The organism is Corynebacterium sp. KPL2830 (assembly GCF_040225635.1).
Taxonomy (GTDB): Bacteria; Actinomycetota; Actinomycetes; order Mycobacteriales; family Mycobacteriaceae; genus Corynebacterium.
The window spans coordinates 68484-85446 of the sequence record NZ_JBEHFR010000004.1 but is presented as its reverse complement, the minus strand read 5'-3'; the positions used below and the strand labels follow the sequence as shown (position 1 = coordinate 85446).

The window sequence follows — 16963 nt, the reverse complement described above, 5'->3', positions numbered from 1 at the left end:
GTGGGTATCAAGGTCATAACGGCCAAAATCCCAGGCGCGACGTCCTGGGATGCCCTTAAAGGGGGCCGGGTATCATTGCAAAAAATGATCTATGGTATCTACACCTTAAATTATTAGCGCTTAAAGTAGAAATTACTGACCTAGCAGGTCGGCCGCGCCTTGGGCGAAAAGCTCATCAGAGACCCGCGTGCCCAACTCCGCCGCTTCCGCTGCGTCCGTCGCAGCGCCGGAGGCGGTGGCGGTCAATTGGCGGGAACCATCCAGCGCAAAGACGCCGCCGCGCACCGTGAGTTGATCGCCGTTCCAGCGGGACGTAGCGGCCACGGGCGCGGTGCAGCCCGCCTCGAGGCGGGCGAGAACGGCGCGCTCGGCAAGGGCGGCGGAGGTGGCTTGATCATCAACAACGGCGTCCAGTGCCGCGGCCGCCTCGGTGCCGGCGGCGGCCTCGATGGCGAGCGCACCCTGGGCTGGGGCGGGCATGAATAATTCTGGATCGAAGATATCGCTCGCCCGATCCTCGTAGCCGCCGCGCAGCAGGCCGGCATAGGCCAGCACCACGGCATCAAGCTCGCCGTCGGTCACCTTGGACATGCGGGTATCGATATTGCCGCGCAGCGGGCAGATCTCCAGGTCCGGACGCAGGGCGGCCAGCTGGGAAATGCGGCGCGGCGCCGAGGTTCCCACCCGCGCGCCTTCCGGCAGCTGCATCAAGGTCATCCCATCGCGGGCAACCAGCACCTCGCGGCTGTCCTGGCGCTGCGGGATGACCAAACGGAAACGATCATCCTCGGCCGTGGGCAGATCCTTGAAGGAGTGCACCGCGATATCGCATTCGCCGCTGTACAGCGCCTCGCGCAGCGCCTGGGTGAATACGCCCACGCCGATGCGCTCGACCGGGGCCATGTTGGTATCGCCGGCGGTGGTGACGATGTGGAGCTCGGAATCGAATCCGGCATCGATAAGCCAATCGCGGACGTGTCCTGCCTGGGTGGTGGCGAGCTTGGAGCCTCGGGTACCGATCTGGAACATTTACGCCTCCTTGTTCAGCGTGGGCAATTCATTGACGGCCACGGCAACGCCGGAGCCTTCCAGCTGCAGGCCAAAGAGTTCCTGCAGGGCATTTTCGCTGCTAAAGCTGCTATCCGATGCCGCCAGCTTCTTCGCCCGCACCGTCGGTTCATGCAGCAGCTTGTCGGCGACGCGCTTGAGGGCACCTTGGACATCGGCAAGCTGCTTGCCCTCTAGCTCCGGGTGCTTTTGCTGCAAGCGGGCCGCCTCACACTCCACGAGGTCCGCCGCGCGGCGGTGCAGGGCGCTAACGGCCGGTGCCACATCGCGCACGCGCTGGGCGGAGGTATAGGCGGCAAGCTCCTCGTCCACAATGGTGCGGGCCTGCTCGTGCGGGTCCGTGCCGGCCGCGACATCGGTGGCTGCTGCAGACAGGGACTTGCTGAGGCGCTCGATATTCACCAGGTCCACGTCATCGATTTTCGTTGCTGCGTCATCGATATCGCGTGGGAGGGAAAGATCAATGAGCATCAACGGGTGCGCGGGCGGAATGTCGGACGCGGTGATGGTAAAGCCCTCGGCGCCGGTGGCGGAGATGGCGAGGTCGACATCGGCAAGCGCGGCGGCGCGATCCTCAAAATCCACCACGCGGGTGTGGACCCCGGCCTCCTCAGCGTGGCCGGCAAGGCGCTCGGCGCGCTCGCGGGTGCGGTTGGCAATCACCAGCTCGCCGATGCTCAGCCGGCCTGCGTGGGTGGCCGCAAGCGAGGCCATCGCCCCGGCGCCCAGCACGAGCGCGGACTTGCCCTGCAGGTCCTCCGTATTAAGGCGCTGCAGCGCCTGGTCAAAGGCGAAAGTCACCATCGAGACGCCGGCCTTGTCGATTTCCGTTTCCGAGTGCACGCGCTTGCCGGCACGCAGCGCGGACTGCGCCAAAGCGTGGATGCGCGGGCCGACCGTGCCCTGCTCGGAGGCGGACTGGTAGGCGGAACGCACCTGGCCGATGATCTGCTGCTCGCCCACCACCATCGAATCCAGGCCGGAGGTAACGGACATGAGGTGCTCCGCGGCGGCGTCGGCATAGCGCACGTAGAGGTAATTGCGCAGCTCTTCCTCATCGACGTGGGAGACGTCCTTGAGTACCTGGATGACGTCCTGCACGCCGGTGTGGAAGGAATTGGTCACCGTATAGACCTCGAGGCGGTTGCACGTGGAAATGATCATCGCCTCAGTGAGGGACTCGGCATCAACCAGCCGCCCGCAGGCGGAATGCTGCACCACATCGTCCATGCTCAACTTTTCCAGCAACGCCACGGGTGCCGATTGGTGGGACATTCCCACTACAAGCACGCTCATGCTCCACACTCCTCAACCTTTTGATTGACCGCAATGGTTCCAAAGACTACCCCGCATGGGCGCGGAACCCGAATCGTCAGCGCAGCTCCGCGGCCAACTCTTCGTTATCAACTTCCCAGCAGGCGAATTCTTCTCCGTCTATCACTACAACGGGAACGCGGTCACCAAATTCCATCTCGAGCTCGCGGCTCTCTTCCACGTTGCGCACTTCCAGCTGGGCACCGGCCGCCTGGATAACGGGGGTAATCTGCTCTTTTACCCGTTTACAGGAACCGCAGGTGGGGCGCACCATGAGCTCGACTACATGCTGGGACATAGGGGCGGGATTCTCCTCATAAGGACGCAGACAGGGGAAACGTTTACTATGGACATGTTAGTCCACCCCGCGTTTGCGAAAGCTGTTTATCCCACTCGTGTCCGCTATACCTCCCCCCGGATTCCCCGAATCTCCCCGCGACTTTTTGGCCAATTGGACGGCCTCGCGCGGTAATCTGCGCAACTTTCTAGAAAACCAGGCGCTAGCCCCCTTGGGCGAGGAAGAACAGCGCGCCGCAGGTGAGGCGGCCGCTGCCGCCGCTTTAGAGGAGTTTGGGCTCGAGCTCGAGGACTTCGCCTCCGGCATAGCCTCCGTCTCCGGCTCATATGATGCCGCAGGCTCCCAGCGCATCACGGACCAAGATCCGGACGTGCCCGTTGATGTGGGTGCCGCCGCCTTTTTCGACGTGGACAATACCCTCGTTCAGGGTTCCTCCCTGGTGGAATTCGGCTTTGGTCTCGCCCGGCGGCGCTATATCCGCATCTCCGAGATACTCCCAGTGGCCTGGAAACAACTAAAATTCCGCCTCTCTGGCGCGGAGAATGCAAAGGACGTTGCCTCCGGCCGCGCGCAGGCCTTGGAGTTTGTTAAAGGCCGCAGCGTGGACGAACTCGTTGATCTCTGCGAGGAAATTGTCGAAGCCTCACTGGCCCGCCGCGCATATCCCGGCACCACGCAGCTCGCGGAGATGCACCTAGCCGCCGGCCAACAGGTGTGGCTGGTCACCGCTACCCCGGTCCAGCTCGCACAGGTCTTGGCGCGCCGCTTCGGCTTTACCGGCGCCCTCGGCACCGTCGCGGAGGTAGAAGACGGCAAGTTCACCGGCCGCCTTGTGGGCGATATCCTCCACGGCCCGGGCAAAAAGCACGCCGTGGCCGCCCTCGCTACCATCGAGGGCCTCGATTTGGACCGGTGCACCGCGTACTCCGATTCTGCGAACGATATGCCCATGCTCACCATGGTGGGCACCCCCGTGGCCATCAACCCGGACCGCAAGCTGCGCAAAATTGCAGAGAAGCGCGGCTGGATCGTCCGCGACTACCGCTCCATCCGCCGCGCCATCCGCACCTATGGCCTGCCAGCACTGCTTACGGCCGCCTTCTCTTTTGGTGGCTGGCGCTATTTCCGGAAGTAGCAGCGCACGCGGCGGAGCGCTCTCAGCGTAGAAGCAGCTTCGGCCCGAAAACCAGAAATCCTCCGCCACCGCGCTAAGGCACGGTGCGGAGGATTCGTGGGCTGTTGGGTTTACTTACCCAACTTACGACGCTGCACGCGGGTGCGGCGCAACATCTTGCGGTGCTTCTTCTTGGACATGCGCTTGCGGCGCTTCTTAATGACAGAACCCATAACAGGCGTCCTCACTTTCTTTTAGTACGTACTGTGAACCTGCCGGCGCCTGAAACGGCAAAGGTGCACTCTTTGCCACCTTGGCCGCACATATGCGGGCCATCACGGCGTGCCGACACGAATGCGATCCATCTTACCTAGTCCCCAGCGTGTCTCCAAAAGTGGCCCGGGCGGCACCCCGCGGAAATGGAGCGCACGGAACAAGAATAAACCGCGCGAGATAAAACCAAACAGCGCCCACCACCGCTGACCAAAAGTGGCCAACAGAAGTGGGCGCTGCCTTGAAGGCGCGAGACCCTACGCTCCGTAAACGGATGCCTCGAGGTACTCGTTGACGGCAGACTCGTGAACGCGGAAAGAGCGTCCGACGCGGACTGCCGGCATTTCGCCTGCGTGAACCAAACGGTAGACAGTCATCTTGGAGACGCGCATGATTTCGGCGACCTCCGCGATCGTCAGAAAGGTTCCTTTTTCTTCATTTGCCATAATTATCTAACCCTTCAGCTCGTTACGCGCTGTAGGCTTCCCCTCCCACAGGACTTCACGCACGTGCTCGTTCCAGCCTATCGTGAAACATGTGACTAATGCGACCCAAGTGCCAAATTTTTTCACAGCAGTTGTTCAATTCACCGCCAAAAGCGCTGCGTAACAACCGCCTCATGGCTCCCGTATGGTCCCCCGCGTGGCAAGAGGTAATACACCCCCACCGCGGGGAACGGGCCGCATTAGGCGGGCTCCTAGCCCAGTTCCTTGGCCTTATCGGAGCATGCCTCGGCGGCGCGGTAGAAGGCGCCACGCAATCCGGACTCTTCCAGCTCGCGCACGGCCGCAGCGGTGGTGCCGCCTGGCGAGGTTACGCCTGCGCGCAGCTGCGTCGCCGAGCGGCCTGAGTTGGCCAGCATATCGCCGGCGCCGGCAGCCGCCTGTGCGGCGAGCTTTTCGGCGATATCGCGGGGTAGGCCGAGCTGCACTCCGGCATCGACAAGCGCCTCCGCCACGAGGAAGAAGTAGGCCGGGGAAGAACCAGCCAGCGCGGTGGCGGCGTCGATGTTCTTTTCCGGAATGACCGCGACCTCACCGACTGCCTCGAGCAGCTCCGTGACACCGTTCATCTGTGCCTCGGTCACGTGCTCACCGGCAGCACAGGTGCACATGCCGCGGCGCACCAGCATCGGCGTATTGGGCATGACGCGCACGACCGGCACGCCCTCGCCCGCGGCGGCCTGCAAGGCCTCCAGGGTCAGCCCAGCGGCCATAGAGACCACCACGGCGTCCTTGGCCGGGTTAATCTCACTCAGCAGGTCCAGGATGGCATAAGGCTTGACGGACGCGAAGATATAATCCGCGCCGTCGACCGCCGCGGCATTATCCGCCGAGACGTTAACGCCATAGTTGCTCTTGAGTTCTTCACCGCGGGAGGCGGTGCGGTTGGTCACCGTGATATCGGAAGCATTAAAACCCGATTCCACAAGACCCGAGGTCAAAGCCTCACCGATTTGTCCTCCACCTAAAATTGCAATCTTTGTCATAGTCTCCACCATGCCAAAAATAACGACACCCGGCTACCTCCATCTAGGAAGCAGCCGGGTGGTTCTCAGCCAGTCGCTGGTTTAAAGCATAACCAAAAGCAGTGGCCCAAAGGTCAATATGAGGCCGGTAATGCCCGCAAGGGACATGGAGAAGCCATCTCGGGCGGTGCGCAGCGCATGCGTAACGCCGGCCATAATTGCGGTCACGCAGAGCGCCAAGATGGCCACGACGACGCGCGGGAAGTTATCCCAAAGCACTTCAAAGCCCTTGAAGATGACGACCGCCAAGACGATCCCCACAACCACCATGATGACGATGGACATGGGGTTGAGCTTCTCGTGCTCTTCGGTGACTTCCTCGTCCCGCACCTGGGACAGCTCGCCGGTATCGTCGGATTTCTTCGCGGTCGCCGCAGGCTTCTGCGTTGGCGCGGCAGACTTGCCCTTGGTTCCAGCGTCCTTGGTGTCCTTAGCATCCTTGGCGCCTGCTGAGTTCTTCGCGTCGGCCTTCGCTCCCGCTGCGCTCGCTGCAGCAGCACCTGCACCGGCGGCAGCGCCAGCTGCTCCCGCCTTTTCCTTGGCGCTGGATTCAGCGGCGTCAGCAGCGTCCTTGCGCTTGTCCTGCGAGGACTGCGAATTATCGATGCGCTGCATCACCGCAGTGTCATCCGCGGACGGCTGATGAGACTTCTTCTCAGCGTCCTTAGCGCTCGCCTTGTCCTCTGGCTCCGACTGCGCAGGCTTCTTTGCCGCCTGCGCGTTTGCCTTCTGTCCTGGGGCAGGCTTGGCCGTCGGCCGCGAGGCAGACCCCGCCGCTGGCTTGGGAGAAGCGGTCGGCTCACTCGGCTTCCCGTTCTGCTTCGGGGCCGGGGACGCGGTGGGGGTACCAGCGGAAGGCTTCTCGGCGGCCGGCTTAGGGGAAGTGGATTTAGGCTGGGATAGCTTTTGCGCAGGCTTGGAACCGGTCGGCTTCGCCGTGGAATCGCTCGCCTGCTGAGCCTTATCCTGTCCGGATTGTTCGTCCTTGGACTTCGGCGCGCGGATGACAGGGGCGTCATCATCGATGGATACGTTGGTATGCTTCGCCTCTGGCGGGGTGGACTTTACCTTCTTGAGGCTACCGGTGAGCTCGGCAACGGATACGCCGCCTTCATCGAGGCTGCGCCGACGGCGGCGAGAGGTCTTCTCGTCCTTATCCGTGCGGTCCTTCTTATTGCGAGCCAGCAGCTCGGCCACGGTCAACTGTTTTTCGTCAGCCATGATCTCTTCCTATTCCAATCCCTTGTCGGTCCGGCGCAAAATAACACCTTCGCGCAGCGCCCACGGGCAGATTTCTAACTTCTCAATTCCCAGAGCTCGCATGCTTGCCTCGGCAACCAAAGCGCCGGCGACGATTTGGTGCGATCGGTTCGAACTTACACCCTCAAGGTCCGCTCTGTCTGCTGCAGTCATGCGCGTGATGAATGAAATCAATTGGCGCAGGCCCGGTGCGGTCAATGTGCGCTTGACATATGGCCCTGCAGACGAGGGCGCCGCGCCGGTAAGCCGCGACAGCGTGCGGAAGGTTTTCGAGGTTCCCACGGCTAGGCCGGCAGGCCCCATCGCCTTCATCTGGGTGACGGCATCCTCTAGCTCTGCATCGATGAAATCACGCAGCGCACTAACCTTCTTTTTCTCCGGCGGATCGGTATCGAACCAGTTGTGGGTAAGCCGCCCTGCACCCAGGTCAAGCGAGAAAGCCAGGTCAGGGTGCTCATCGGTACCGGTGGATAGCTCCAGAGAGCCACCACCGATGTCCAAGTTGGTGATGCGTCCAGCGGACCAGCCGTACCAGCGGCGGGCAGCGAGGAAGGTAAGCTGCGCTTCTTCCACGCCCGAGAGGATCTGCAGGCGCACGCCGGTCTGCTTTTCCACCTCATCGAGTACTTCATCAGAGTTAGGGGCAGAGCGGACCGCGGAGGTCGCGAAGGCGATGAGTTCGGCGCACCCGAGTTTTTCCCCCAGCTCACTTGCCTCACCCACGGCGCTAATGAGCTTTTTCAGGCCCTTTTCGTGGATGTTTCCCTTCTTATCCAGCTGTTCCACCAGCCGGAGTGGGGTCTTCCAATCGCTCATCGGAGTAGGCCGTCCCCCCATTGCGGCATCGACCGCAACGAGGTGGACGGTATTACTTCCGACGTCTAATACACCTAATCGCACACCAATAGCGTAGTAGGTCTACCGTGGTTAGGTGTGAATCGCCCAAAATCTGACACCGTTTACCTAGGTTTTCCCGCGAGTTCGCCAGCGGCGGCATCGATTAAAGCCGGACGCGAAGAGGCCCCAGATTTTCCGCGGGAGTGGTTCGAATTTACCAACCCAAACGACCCTTACCACGTCTTTTCCATCGACCTCACGTGGGTAGAATCGCACTACAGCTGCCAATTTGGTACGTCGGCGTGCCGGGGCATCGACAAGAGCCAACCCGAGGTGGGCTGCTGCGTGCACGGTGCATATATGGCCGATGAACAAGACCGCGACCAGCTTTATGATGCCGTTTCCCGCATGCCCGCGCGCTACTGGCAGCTGCGCCCAGCGGGGGTAGATGAGTTCCTGGCTCAAGAAAACACCGATGAGCTAGAGCCGTGGTTGGAATGGGACGAGCTTGATGGCGAGGACGGTAAGCCCGAACCGGCGCTGAAAACCCCCATCGTGGATGGCGCCTGCATCTTTGCCAATCGCGCCGGCTGGGAAACGGGGACTGGCTGCGCGCTGCACCAGTGGGCTGTAGATAGCGGCGAGGAGCTGACGGTGGTCAAGCCGGAAGTATGCTGGCAGCTGCCACTGCGGCGCTATGAGGACTACGAGGAGCGCCCCGACGGGCAGGAGATTTTACGCACCACCATCGGCGAATATGACCGCCGCGGTTGGGGCAATGGCGGCGAAGACTTTGATTGGTACTGCTCTACCGATAGCGCCTGCCACGCCAATCCGCTGCCAATGTGGCAATCGCACGAAGACGAGCTCGTCGCGCTCATGGGGCGCGAAAGCTACGATATTTTGGCCGCACAGTGCCAGGCCCGCGCAGAAGCCGCCGAGCACGGCGTACAGCTCACCCAGCACCCAGCCAGCATCAAAGCCGGCTGGTATTAGAGTTTTGGCCGGCGCGCGAGCGCTGGCCGGTGCTAGAGCTCGAATTTATAGCCCAGCCCGCGCACCGTCACCAGGTGCTTCGGGCGGGAGGGGTGCTCCTCAATCTTGGTGCGCAGGCGCTTGATGTGCACGTCTAGCGTCTTGGTATCGCCCACGTAATCCGCACCCCAAATGCGATCAATGAGCTGGCCACGGGTCAGCACGCGCCCGGCATTGCGCAGGAGGTATTCCAGCAGGTCAAACTCCTTGAGTGGCATGGCCACCGGCTCGTCTGCCACGGTGACGATGTGGCGCTCCACATCCATCTTCACGCGGCCGCCGGACAGGATCTGCTCGTCTTCTACCTCGCTGCTCTCCGCAGCATCCGCGTGGGAGGACCGATCGTTGCCGCGGCGCAACACGGCGCGGATGCGGGCGATGAGCTCGCGGGAGGAATACGGTTTGGTGACGTAATCATCCGCGCCCAGCTCTAGGCCCACGACCTTGTCGATTTCCGCATCGCGCGCGGTGACCATGATGACCGGCACGGAGGAGGTGGCGCGCAGCTGCTTGCACACGTCGGTGCCAGACATGCCGGGCAGCATGAGATCAAGCAGCACGATGTCGATGTCATTTTCGGCGAATTTCTCCAGCGCGGACGGGCCATCGAGGGCGATAATCGGCTCGAAACCTTCCTTACGGAGCAAGAATGCCAGCGGATCGGCCAGCGACTCTTCATCTTCCACGATGAGAATGGTGGTCATTGTGCTTTATCCTTTCGACGTGCTGCAACGCGTGCTACTGCACGCTGAAGCCCAGGAGCCGCCGCATCGACGGATTCCTTGTCTTCATTATCCTGCAAGTCAGCCTCGTGCGCTGGCTTCTTTTCCTTATATAGGGGCAACTCGATGGTGAAAGTAGAGCCCGTGCCCGGGCGCGACCACAGCTTGATATTGCCCCCGTGGTTGGCCACCACGTGTTTGACAATTGCTAATCCTAGGCCAGTGCCTCCCGTCTGCCGCGACCGGGCTTGGTCAACGCGGAAAAAGCGCTCGAAGACGCGCTTTTGATGCTCCGGCGGGATGCCTATGCCGCGGTCCGTTACCCGGATAAGCACGACGTCATCCCCCACCACTTTCTGCGAGACGGAGACCGGCAATTCCTCCGGCGAATAATTAATCGCGTTGGAAATGAGGTTGGATAGTGCCGTTACCAAAAGGGAACGGTCGCCGTTGACCTGCACGCCTTCTGAAGGCCCTTGGGTCAATTTAATGGAGTGCGCGTCTGCTGCGAGCTGGTTGCGCGAAATAGCCTCGCCAATGAGATCGTCTACGTAGAGCGGTTCCATCTCCGGTAGCGCTTCGGCGCCCTGCAGCTTGGACAGGGAGATAAGCTCGCTGACCATATCCGCCATGCGGTTGGCCTCTTTTTGCACTTTTGTACCGAAGTACTTCACGTGCTCCGGATCCTCGGGGTCCTGGAGCAGGGCCTCTGCCAGCAGCGCGATGCCACCGACCGGGGTTTTCAGCTCGTGGGAGACGTTGGCCACGAAATCGCGGCGCGCGGATTCCATGCGCACGTTTTCGCTCTCATCGGTGCCGTAGATGATGATAAAGCGGCCATCGTTTAGCGTCAGCGGCTTGATAACGGCCTTGATCTGCGTGACGCGGTGCCCGGTGCGGCGCTTAGGGATGGCCAGGTCCACGGTGCGGGTTTCCTTATCCTCAAAGACCTGCTCCGCGGTCTTCCAAATCTCCGGATTAACGGCGCGATCGTGGACCACGGACATCTCGTGCGCCGCGGGATTGGACAGGATGATTTCCTGATTTCTATCGAGCACCGTCAGCGCCGTGGGAGAGCCTTGAACCGCAAGATGCAGGCCTTGGCTCACGGTAGTGACCTGGTTTGCCTGGGCATCGCTGGCGCGATGGCGGCGTGCCATGCGCTCGCGCACCCGGGAAATTAATGGCAGCGCCACCGCGCAGGCGAGCACCCCCGCGAGAAAGACAAAAATTAATTCCACGTCTTTAAGCCTAACCATTAGAAAGTCCCCAGGGAGCACCTCCCCAGGGACTTATATGCAGCGGTAGGTTACTTGCCACCCTGCGCGGCGACGGCAGCGGCCCCGGCCTCGGCGGCCTCTGGGTCCAGGTAGGTGCCGCCGGAGTTGACCACGGAGCCATCCTCCGCAATCTCGTAGACCAGCGGGATACCGGTCGGAATATTCAGCCCGGCGATGTCATCATCGGAAATGCCATCGAGGTGCTTGACCAACGCGCGCAGGGAGTTGCCGTGCGCTGCGATCATGACGGACTCGCCCTTCTTAGCCCGCGGCAGGATCTCTTCCTCGAAGTAGGGCACGAAGCGCTCGACGACGTCCTTCAGGCACTCCGTCTGTGGGACCTTGTCCAAGTCCGCGTAGCGGGGGTCGTTGGCCTGGGAGTACTCGGCGTCATCGGCAAGCTCGGGCGGGCGCGTGTCATAGGAACGGCGCCATGCCATGAACTGGTCCTCGCCATATTCTTCCTTGGTCTCAGCCTTGTTCAGGCCCTGCAGCGCACCGTAGTGGCGCTCATTGAGGCGCCAGTTGCGGATGACCGGGATCCAGTGGCGGTCGGCCGCGTCCAGCGCGATATTGGCGGTGCGGATGGCGCGGCGCAGCAACGAGGTGTACAGCACGTTGGGCAGGATGCCTTCTTGCGCGAGCAGCTCGCCGCCGCGCTTGGCCTCTGCCTCGCCCTTTTCTGTCAGATCAACATCGACCCAACCGGTAAATTGGTTGGATTCATTCCAGGTGGATTGGCCGTGACGAAGAAGAATCAGTTTTCCGTTAGTCATGCCTCCAGCATGCCACGAAACCGCCCGGCGCGTCAGTGAAGCTAATCTCCCATCGCCCGGCGTTGGTGGCAGTCAGGCACGGGAATCTGCTGGGCTTCGGCATAAATCTCCGTCAACTCTCGGGCCGTGTTGGTCCAGCTAAAGCGCGCGGCATGCGCGACGGCGGCCTCGCCCATGGCGATGCGCCGGGCGTCATCATCAAGCAGCTGGCTCAAGGAATCCGCCCACTCCTGCGGGTCGTGGGACGGTACCAGCAGGCCGGTCTCACCATCGACGACGGCGATGGGCAACCCACCCACGGCCGCAGCGACGACCGGCGTGCCAGAAGCCTGGGCCTCGAGCGCCACCAGGCCAAAGGACTCGTTGTAGCTGGGCACCGCCACAATATCGGCGGCGCGGTACACGCCCACCAGCTCTTCGGGCGGGCGGGGGCCTAAAAAGCGCACGCGCTTTTCGACGCCCAACTCCCGCGCCAGTTCCCTATACGCCTCCGGTGAGGCATTGGCTCCAGATGGTCCACCGCAGATGAGCACCCGAAAATCGCGGGTGGGCTCACGGCGGCAGAGCTCCGCGGCGGTGCGGATGAGCACCTCCGGCCCCTTGAATTTCTGCAGGCGCCCCACAAAGGCCACGACCTTAGTGTGCAACGGGATACCCAGCTCACGGCGGGAACGCTCCGTATTGCGGTCGGTGCCGGGGGTAAAAAGCCCCACGTCCGCGCCTGGTGAAACCACGCGGATAATGTCGCGCTCGGCATCGTAGTGCTCGGCCAGGTCACGGGCTTCCTGATCGGTATTGACCACGAGGAGATCGGCATTATCTACCAGTTGCTGTTCGCAGATGCGCCGCGCCTCTGATTCCACGGTGTCCTCGGCGGTGCGGTAGGCGTTTTTCACCGCGGCCAAGGTGTGGGCGGTATGAACAAGGGGGATGCCCCATAGATCGCGCAGCAGCCACCCCACCTGGCCGGAAAGCCAGTAGTGGGAATGAATGAGATCATATTTTTTGCCCTGCCATTTAGCGAATTGCATCACTCCGCCGGAAAAGGCCGCGAGCTGGGTGGGCAGATCTTCCTTTTCTAGTCCCTCAAAGGGGCCTGCCACGATGTTAATCACCCGCAAGTTGGGGGCTACTTCCACGATTTCTTTGTGGCTCGGGCGGGTAGCGCGGGTATAGACATCTACCTCGACGCCAAGCTGGGCTAATTGGCAGGCAATATTTAAAACGTAGACGTTCATTCCGCCGGCATCCCCGGAGCCAGGCTGCTCAATGGGGGAGGTATGCATAGAAATCATGGCGATGCGCATGGTGACCCATCTTAGCGGCGCTATACTGGCCCCTGCCAATAACCTACGCTACCGAAAGGTCACGCATTGTCCGCTTATGAATCAAAGGCATGGCTCCAGTATTACCCGGAGTGGACGCCGCATAGCCTCGACTATGGCAACACCACCCTGTTGGACCTGTATGACAACAATCTCAAGGTCAACGGCGATAAGTCAGCCACGTATTTCTTCGGACGCAGCCAAAACTATTCCGAGCTGGACCGCCAAGTGCGCGCCGCCGCAGCCGGCCTGAAGGCCTTCGGCGTGCGCCCCGGTGACCGCGTAGCCATCGTTGCCCCCAATAGCCCGCAGTACATCGCGGCCTTTTACGCCATCTTGAAGCTCGGCGCCCAGGTTGTGCTGCACAACCCGCTTTATACCGCCCACGAGCTGGAGGGGCTCTTCCAGGATCACGGCGCGCGCATCGCCATCGCCTGGGACAAGGCCGCGCCCACCCTAGAGAAGCTGCGGGCTACCACCAACCTGGAAACGGTCGTGTCCATCAACATGATCAATGCCATGCCCACCCTGCAGCGCGCCGCGCTGCGCTTGCCGCTTCCCCCGCTCAAGGCCAAGCGCGAACAGCTTTCTGCCCCGGCACCAAATACCGTGCCGTGGGAGGCGCTGATTGGTGATGCCATCGGTGGCAACGGCAGCGATATTAAGACCCCGGAGGACGTTGATAAAGACACCATCGCGCTGGTGATGTACACCTCCGGTACGACCGGCGCCCCCAAGGGTGCGATGCTCTCGCACGGCAACCTCGTATCCAACCTGCTCCAGGGCAAGGCATGGGTGCCGGGCTTGGGCGATAAGCCAGAGCGCATGCTCGCCGCCCTCCCCTTCTTCCACGCGTATGGCCTGACCATGAACGTCACCTTGGCCCAGCTCATCGGCGGCGAATTGGTCATTCTCCCCGTGCCACAGATCCCGCTCATCATGCAGCTGATGAAGAAGCACACCCCGACCTGGGTTCCGGGCGTTCCTACCTTGTACGAGCGCATCGTCAAGGCCGCCGAGGAACAAGAGGTTCCGATCAAGGGCGTGCGCGCGGCCTTCTCCGGCGCATCCACCCTGCCTTCTGAGACCGTCAATAAGTGGGAAAACGCCACCGGCGGCCTGCTCGTAGAGGGCTACGGCCTAACCGAATGCTCGCCGATCATCGTGGGCAACCCCATGAGCACCGACCGCCGCCCCGGCTATGTGGGCATTCCCTTCCCGGATACCGAGGTGCGCATCGCCAACCCCGATAACCTGGACGAAACCCAGCCGGACGGCGTTGAGGGCGAGGTGCTGGCCCGCGGCCCGCAGATTTTCAAGGGCTACCTCAATAACCAGGAAGCCACCGACGCCGCCTTCCACGGCGACTGGTTCCGCACCGGTGACATGGGCATCATGGAAGAAGACGGCTTCATCCGCTTGGTCAGCCGCATCAAGGAAATCATCATCACCGGTGGTTTCAACGTCTACCCAGGCGAGGTCGAAGAAATCCTGCGCGAGCACCCCAGCGTCGACGACGCCGCCGTGGTGGGCCGCCCGCGCGACGATGGCTCCGAAGACGTCGTAGCCTGCCTCGATCTTGCCGATGGCGCCGCGCTCGACCCTGAAGGCCTCAAGGAGTACTGCCGCGAGCGCTTGACCCGCTACAAGGTCCCGCGCACCTTCTACCACTTCGAGGAACTGGCCAAGGACCAGATGGGCAAGATCCGCCGCCGCGAGGTACAAGAAGACCTCATCAACCGCCTCGAAGCAGAGAAGAACTCCTAAAACACCTAGAGTTCCCACCACCATGCTGCGCACCATCGATACCCCTATCGGCCCGCTGCTGCTCACCGCAGATGCAGACGGGCTGTCCCGCGTTGACTTCGTCGCGATCCAGTTGGGTCGCGACGGAACCAGCAAGGGACACCGCGAAACCAATAAGGTTCGCGGCGAGGTAAGCAAGGGGCACCGCGAAACCAATAAGGTTCGCGGCGAGGTAAGCGGCGGAGGACACGGGGGCATCGACAAGCGCGGTGCAGACATCCTAGATGCGGCGCAAGAGCAGCTCGCGGAGTATTTCGCTGGGCGCCGCCGTGAGTTTGACCTGCCGCTCAACCCGGTGCCGACGACCGAATTCCGCGCGCAAATTCACGCGCAACTCGACTCCATTGGCTACGGCGAGGTCTCAAGCTATGGCGAGCTCGCCGCCGCCGTGGGGCGCCCCGCTGCTACCCGGGCGGTCGGCACCGCCTGCGGTGCCAATCCCCTGCCAATTATTCGGCCCTGCCACCGCGTGCTGCGCAGCGATGGAACGCTCGGCGGCTATGCCGGTGGCCTGGATATCAAGCGTTTTTTGCTGACACTCGAAGAAAACTAGAGGATTTCCTCACGTTCTGGGTATACTCGCCCTTTGTAATATTTTTCTTTAGCAAACGAAAGGGCAGCGCGTGTCCGCATACGAATCCCGGGCCTGGATTAAGCACTACAGCGACTGGACCCCCGCCACGCTTGATTACGGCGATAAAACCATCGTTGACTACTACGTCAATAACCTGCGCATCAATGCGAATAAGTCCGCGACCTACTTCTTCGGCAATACGCAGAACTACGCGGAGCTAGACGCCCAGGTGCGCGCCGCCGCCGCGGGCCTTAAGGCCTTTGGCATCCGGCCTGGCGATAGGGTCGCCATCGTCTTGCCCAACTGCCCCCAACACGTGGTGGCGTTTTATGCCATCCAGCTGCTGGGGGCCACCGCGGTGGAGCACAATCCCCTCTACACCGCCCACGAACTCGAGGGACTTTTCCAGGACCATGGCGCGCGCGTGGCCATCGCCTGGGATAAAACCGCTGCCACCTTAGAAAAGCTTCGCGCCACTACCCCGCTAGAGACCATCGTGTCCGTCAACATGATCGACGCGATGCCACCGCTCAAGCGCCTCGCGCTCCGGATTCCCCTGCCGCCGCTGGCCGCCAAGCGCGAGCAGCTAACCGGCGCGGCCCCGAATACCGTGGCCTGGTCCACGCTTATCGGTTCTGCCATCGGCGGCGACGGCAAGGACCTCGAGATTGCCAAGGTCACGCAGGACGATATCGCGCTTATCCTCTACACCTCCGGCACCACAGGCAAGCCCAAGGGCGCGCTGCTTTCGCACGGCAACCTCATCTCCAACTGCGTGCAGGGCGAGGCCTGGCTGACGAATATGGACGCCACCGAGCAGCGCTTCCTCGCTGCCTTGCCGCTCTTCCACGCCTACGGCATGACCACGCTGTGCGTACTCAGCATCTACTTCGGCGCCGAGCTCATCTTGGTTCCATCCCCGCAGATGCCGCTCATCATGGACATCGTTAAGAAGCACACCCCCACCTGGCTACCGGGCGTGCCCACGTTATACGAGAAGATCATGGACGCCGCCGAGGAAAAAAGCGTGGATCTTACCGGTATCAGCAACGCCTTCTCCGGCGCCGCTACCCTGCCGGTTGACGTGATGGAGCGCTGGGAATCCATGACCGGCGGCCGCCTCGTGGAGGGCTTCGGCATGACCGAGACCTCCCCCGTGCTTATTGGTAACCCCATGAACGGCAACCGCCGCCCGGGCTATGTGGGCCTGCCCTTTCCCGATACCGAGGTGCGCATTGGCAACCCGGATAACCTCGATGAAACCCAGCCAGATGGCGAGCCGGGCGAGATGCTGGCTCGCGGGCCGCAGATTTTCCAGGGCTATTTCAATAACGAAAAGGCCACCGAGGAGTCCTTCCACAACGGCTGGTTCCGCACCGGCGATATGGCCACCATGGATGAGGACGGCTGGGTCAAGCTGGTTAGCCGCATCAAGGAAATCATCATCACCGGCGGCTTTAACGTCTACCCGGCCGAAGTCGAAGAGGTGGTGCGCAAGCACCCAGACGTCAAGGAGGTCGCCGTGGTGGGCCGCCCGCGCAAGGATGGCTCCGAGGACGTCGTCGCCTGTCTCATCCTGCGCGATGGCGCCGTCTTGGACCCAGAAGGCCTCAAATCCTTCTGCCGCGAGCGCCTGACCCGCTACAAGGTTCCGCGCACCTTCTACCACTTTGAGGAGCTGGCTTCGGACCAGCTGGGCAAGGTCCGCCGCCGCATGGTGCAGCAGGATCTCCTCAAACAGAAGGCTTAGTAT

17 protein-coding genes are annotated in these 16963 nt (G+C 61.9%); 5 read left to right on the top strand and 12 right to left on the bottom strand.

What is annotated here, in order from left to right; all coding sequences use genetic code 11:
* Positions 1-132 precede the first annotated feature (132 nt).
* From hemC to ABRP87_RS02665, 3 genes are all read right to left on the bottom strand, one after another.
* Complete coding sequence (gene hemC / locus ABRP87_RS02675) at positions 133-1029, bottom strand: hydroxymethylbilane synthase (protein WP_349867584.1); 897 nt, start codon at positions 1027-1029, stop codon at positions 133-135.
* A complete protein-coding gene (locus ABRP87_RS02670) occupies positions 1030-2364 on the bottom strand; it encodes a glutamyl-tRNA reductase (RefSeq protein ID WP_349867583.1) in 1335 nt (444 codons plus the stop codon).
* 76 nt (positions 2365-2440) lie between these two features.
* Entirely contained in the window at positions 2441-2680 is a 240-nt protein-coding gene (locus tag ABRP87_RS02665; protein ID WP_349867582.1) for a glutaredoxin family protein, read from the bottom strand.
* A gap of 97 nt (positions 2681-2777) precedes the next feature.
* On the opposite strand from ABRP87_RS02665, the gene ABRP87_RS02660 reads away from it, so the two are divergent.
* Positions 2778-3815: an HAD family hydrolase gene (locus ABRP87_RS02660; protein WP_349867581.1), complete on the top strand. Its 1038-nt coding sequence runs from the start codon at positions 2778-2780 to the stop codon at positions 3813-3815.
* A 110-nt stretch (positions 3816-3925) separates the two neighbouring features.
* Here the strand turns inward: ABRP87_RS02660 and ABRP87_RS02655 are convergent, their stop codons facing one another.
* The 5 genes from ABRP87_RS02655 to ABRP87_RS02635 all read right to left on the bottom strand — a co-directional run bounded on the left by ABRP87_RS02655 (position 3926) and on the right by ABRP87_RS02635 (position 7755).
* Positions 3926-4027: a 30S ribosomal protein bS22 gene (locus tag ABRP87_RS02655; protein ID WP_003855542.1), complete on the bottom strand. Its 102-nt coding sequence runs from the start codon at positions 4025-4027 to the stop codon at positions 3926-3928.
* A gap of 297 nt (positions 4028-4324) precedes the next feature.
* Positions 4325-4513 (bottom strand): helix-turn-helix domain-containing protein, encoded by a 189-nt coding sequence (locus tag ABRP87_RS02650; protein ID WP_005276651.1) that lies wholly within the window; start codon positions 4511-4513, stop codon positions 4325-4327.
* A gap of 251 nt (positions 4514-4764) precedes the next feature.
* Positions 4765-5556 carry a pyrroline-5-carboxylate reductase gene (gene proC / locus ABRP87_RS02645; protein ID WP_023025097.1) on the bottom strand — a complete coding sequence of 264 codons (792 nt, stop codon included), beginning with the start codon at positions 5554-5556 and terminating at the stop codon, positions 4765-4767.
* An 81-nt stretch (positions 5557-5637) separates the two neighbouring features.
* Positions 5638-6816: an Rv0497 family membrane protein gene (locus tag ABRP87_RS02640; protein WP_349867580.1), complete on the bottom strand. Its 1179-nt coding sequence runs from the start codon at positions 6814-6816 to the stop codon at positions 5638-5640.
* Between the two features lie 9 nt (positions 6817-6825).
* The gene (locus ABRP87_RS02635; protein ID WP_349867579.1) at positions 6826-7755 is read right to left on the bottom strand and encodes a Ppx/GppA family phosphatase; all 930 of its coding nucleotides are present in this window, start codon (positions 7753-7755) and stop codon (positions 6826-6828) included.
* Between the two features lie 33 nt (positions 7756-7788).
* On the opposite strand from ABRP87_RS02635, the gene ABRP87_RS02630 reads away from it, so the two are divergent.
* The gene (locus ABRP87_RS02630) at positions 7789-8688 is read left to right on the top strand and encodes a DUF3109 family protein (RefSeq protein ID WP_349867578.1); all 900 of its coding nucleotides are present in this window, start codon (positions 7789-7791) and stop codon (positions 8686-8688) included.
* Between the two features lie 32 nt (positions 8689-8720).
* On the opposite strand, the gene ABRP87_RS02625 is transcribed toward ABRP87_RS02630, so the two are convergent.
* The 4 genes from ABRP87_RS02625 to mshA form a co-directional block, all read right to left on the bottom strand.
* Complete coding sequence (locus ABRP87_RS02625; RefSeq protein ID WP_349867577.1) at positions 8721-9431, bottom strand: winged helix-turn-helix domain-containing protein; 711 nt, start codon at positions 9429-9431, stop codon at positions 8721-8723.
* On the bottom strand, positions 9428-10690 hold the full coding sequence (locus ABRP87_RS02620) for a sensor histidine kinase (RefSeq protein ID WP_502879273.1): 1263 nt from the start codon (positions 10688-10690) through the stop codon (positions 9428-9430). The genes ABRP87_RS02625 and ABRP87_RS02620 overlap by 4 nt, the downstream gene beginning before the upstream one ends.
* Positions 10691-10758: 68 nt before the next feature.
* The gene (locus ABRP87_RS02615; protein WP_349853382.1) at positions 10759-11505 is read right to left on the bottom strand and encodes a phosphoglyceromutase; all 747 of its coding nucleotides are present in this window, start codon (positions 11503-11505) and stop codon (positions 10759-10761) included.
* A 41-nt stretch (positions 11506-11546) separates the two neighbouring features.
* Positions 11547-12812, bottom strand: a complete 1266-nt coding sequence (gene mshA, locus ABRP87_RS02610) for a D-inositol-3-phosphate glycosyltransferase (protein ID WP_349867573.1) — start codon at positions 12810-12812, stop codon at positions 11547-11549.
* A gap of 66 nt (positions 12813-12878) precedes the next feature.
* On the opposite strand from mshA, the gene ABRP87_RS02605 reads away from it, so the two are divergent.
* The 3 genes from ABRP87_RS02605 (at position 12879) to ABRP87_RS02595 (ending at position 16960) form a co-directional block, all read left to right on the top strand.
* Positions 12879-14597: a long-chain-fatty-acid--CoA ligase gene (locus ABRP87_RS02605; protein ID WP_349867571.1), complete on the top strand. Its 1719-nt coding sequence runs from the start codon at positions 12879-12881 to the stop codon at positions 14595-14597.
* A 22-nt stretch (positions 14598-14619) separates the two neighbouring features.
* On the top strand, positions 14620-15189 hold the full coding sequence (locus ABRP87_RS02600) for a methylated-DNA--[protein]-cysteine S-methyltransferase (protein WP_349867569.1): 570 nt from the start codon (positions 14620-14622) through the stop codon (positions 15187-15189).
* A gap of 70 nt (positions 15190-15259) precedes the next feature.
* Positions 15260-16960, top strand: coding sequence for a long-chain-fatty-acid--CoA ligase (locus ABRP87_RS02595; RefSeq protein ID WP_349867567.1), 1701 nt, complete (start codon positions 15260-15262; stop codon positions 16958-16960).
* The last annotated feature ends 3 nt before the right edge of the window (positions 16961-16963 follow it).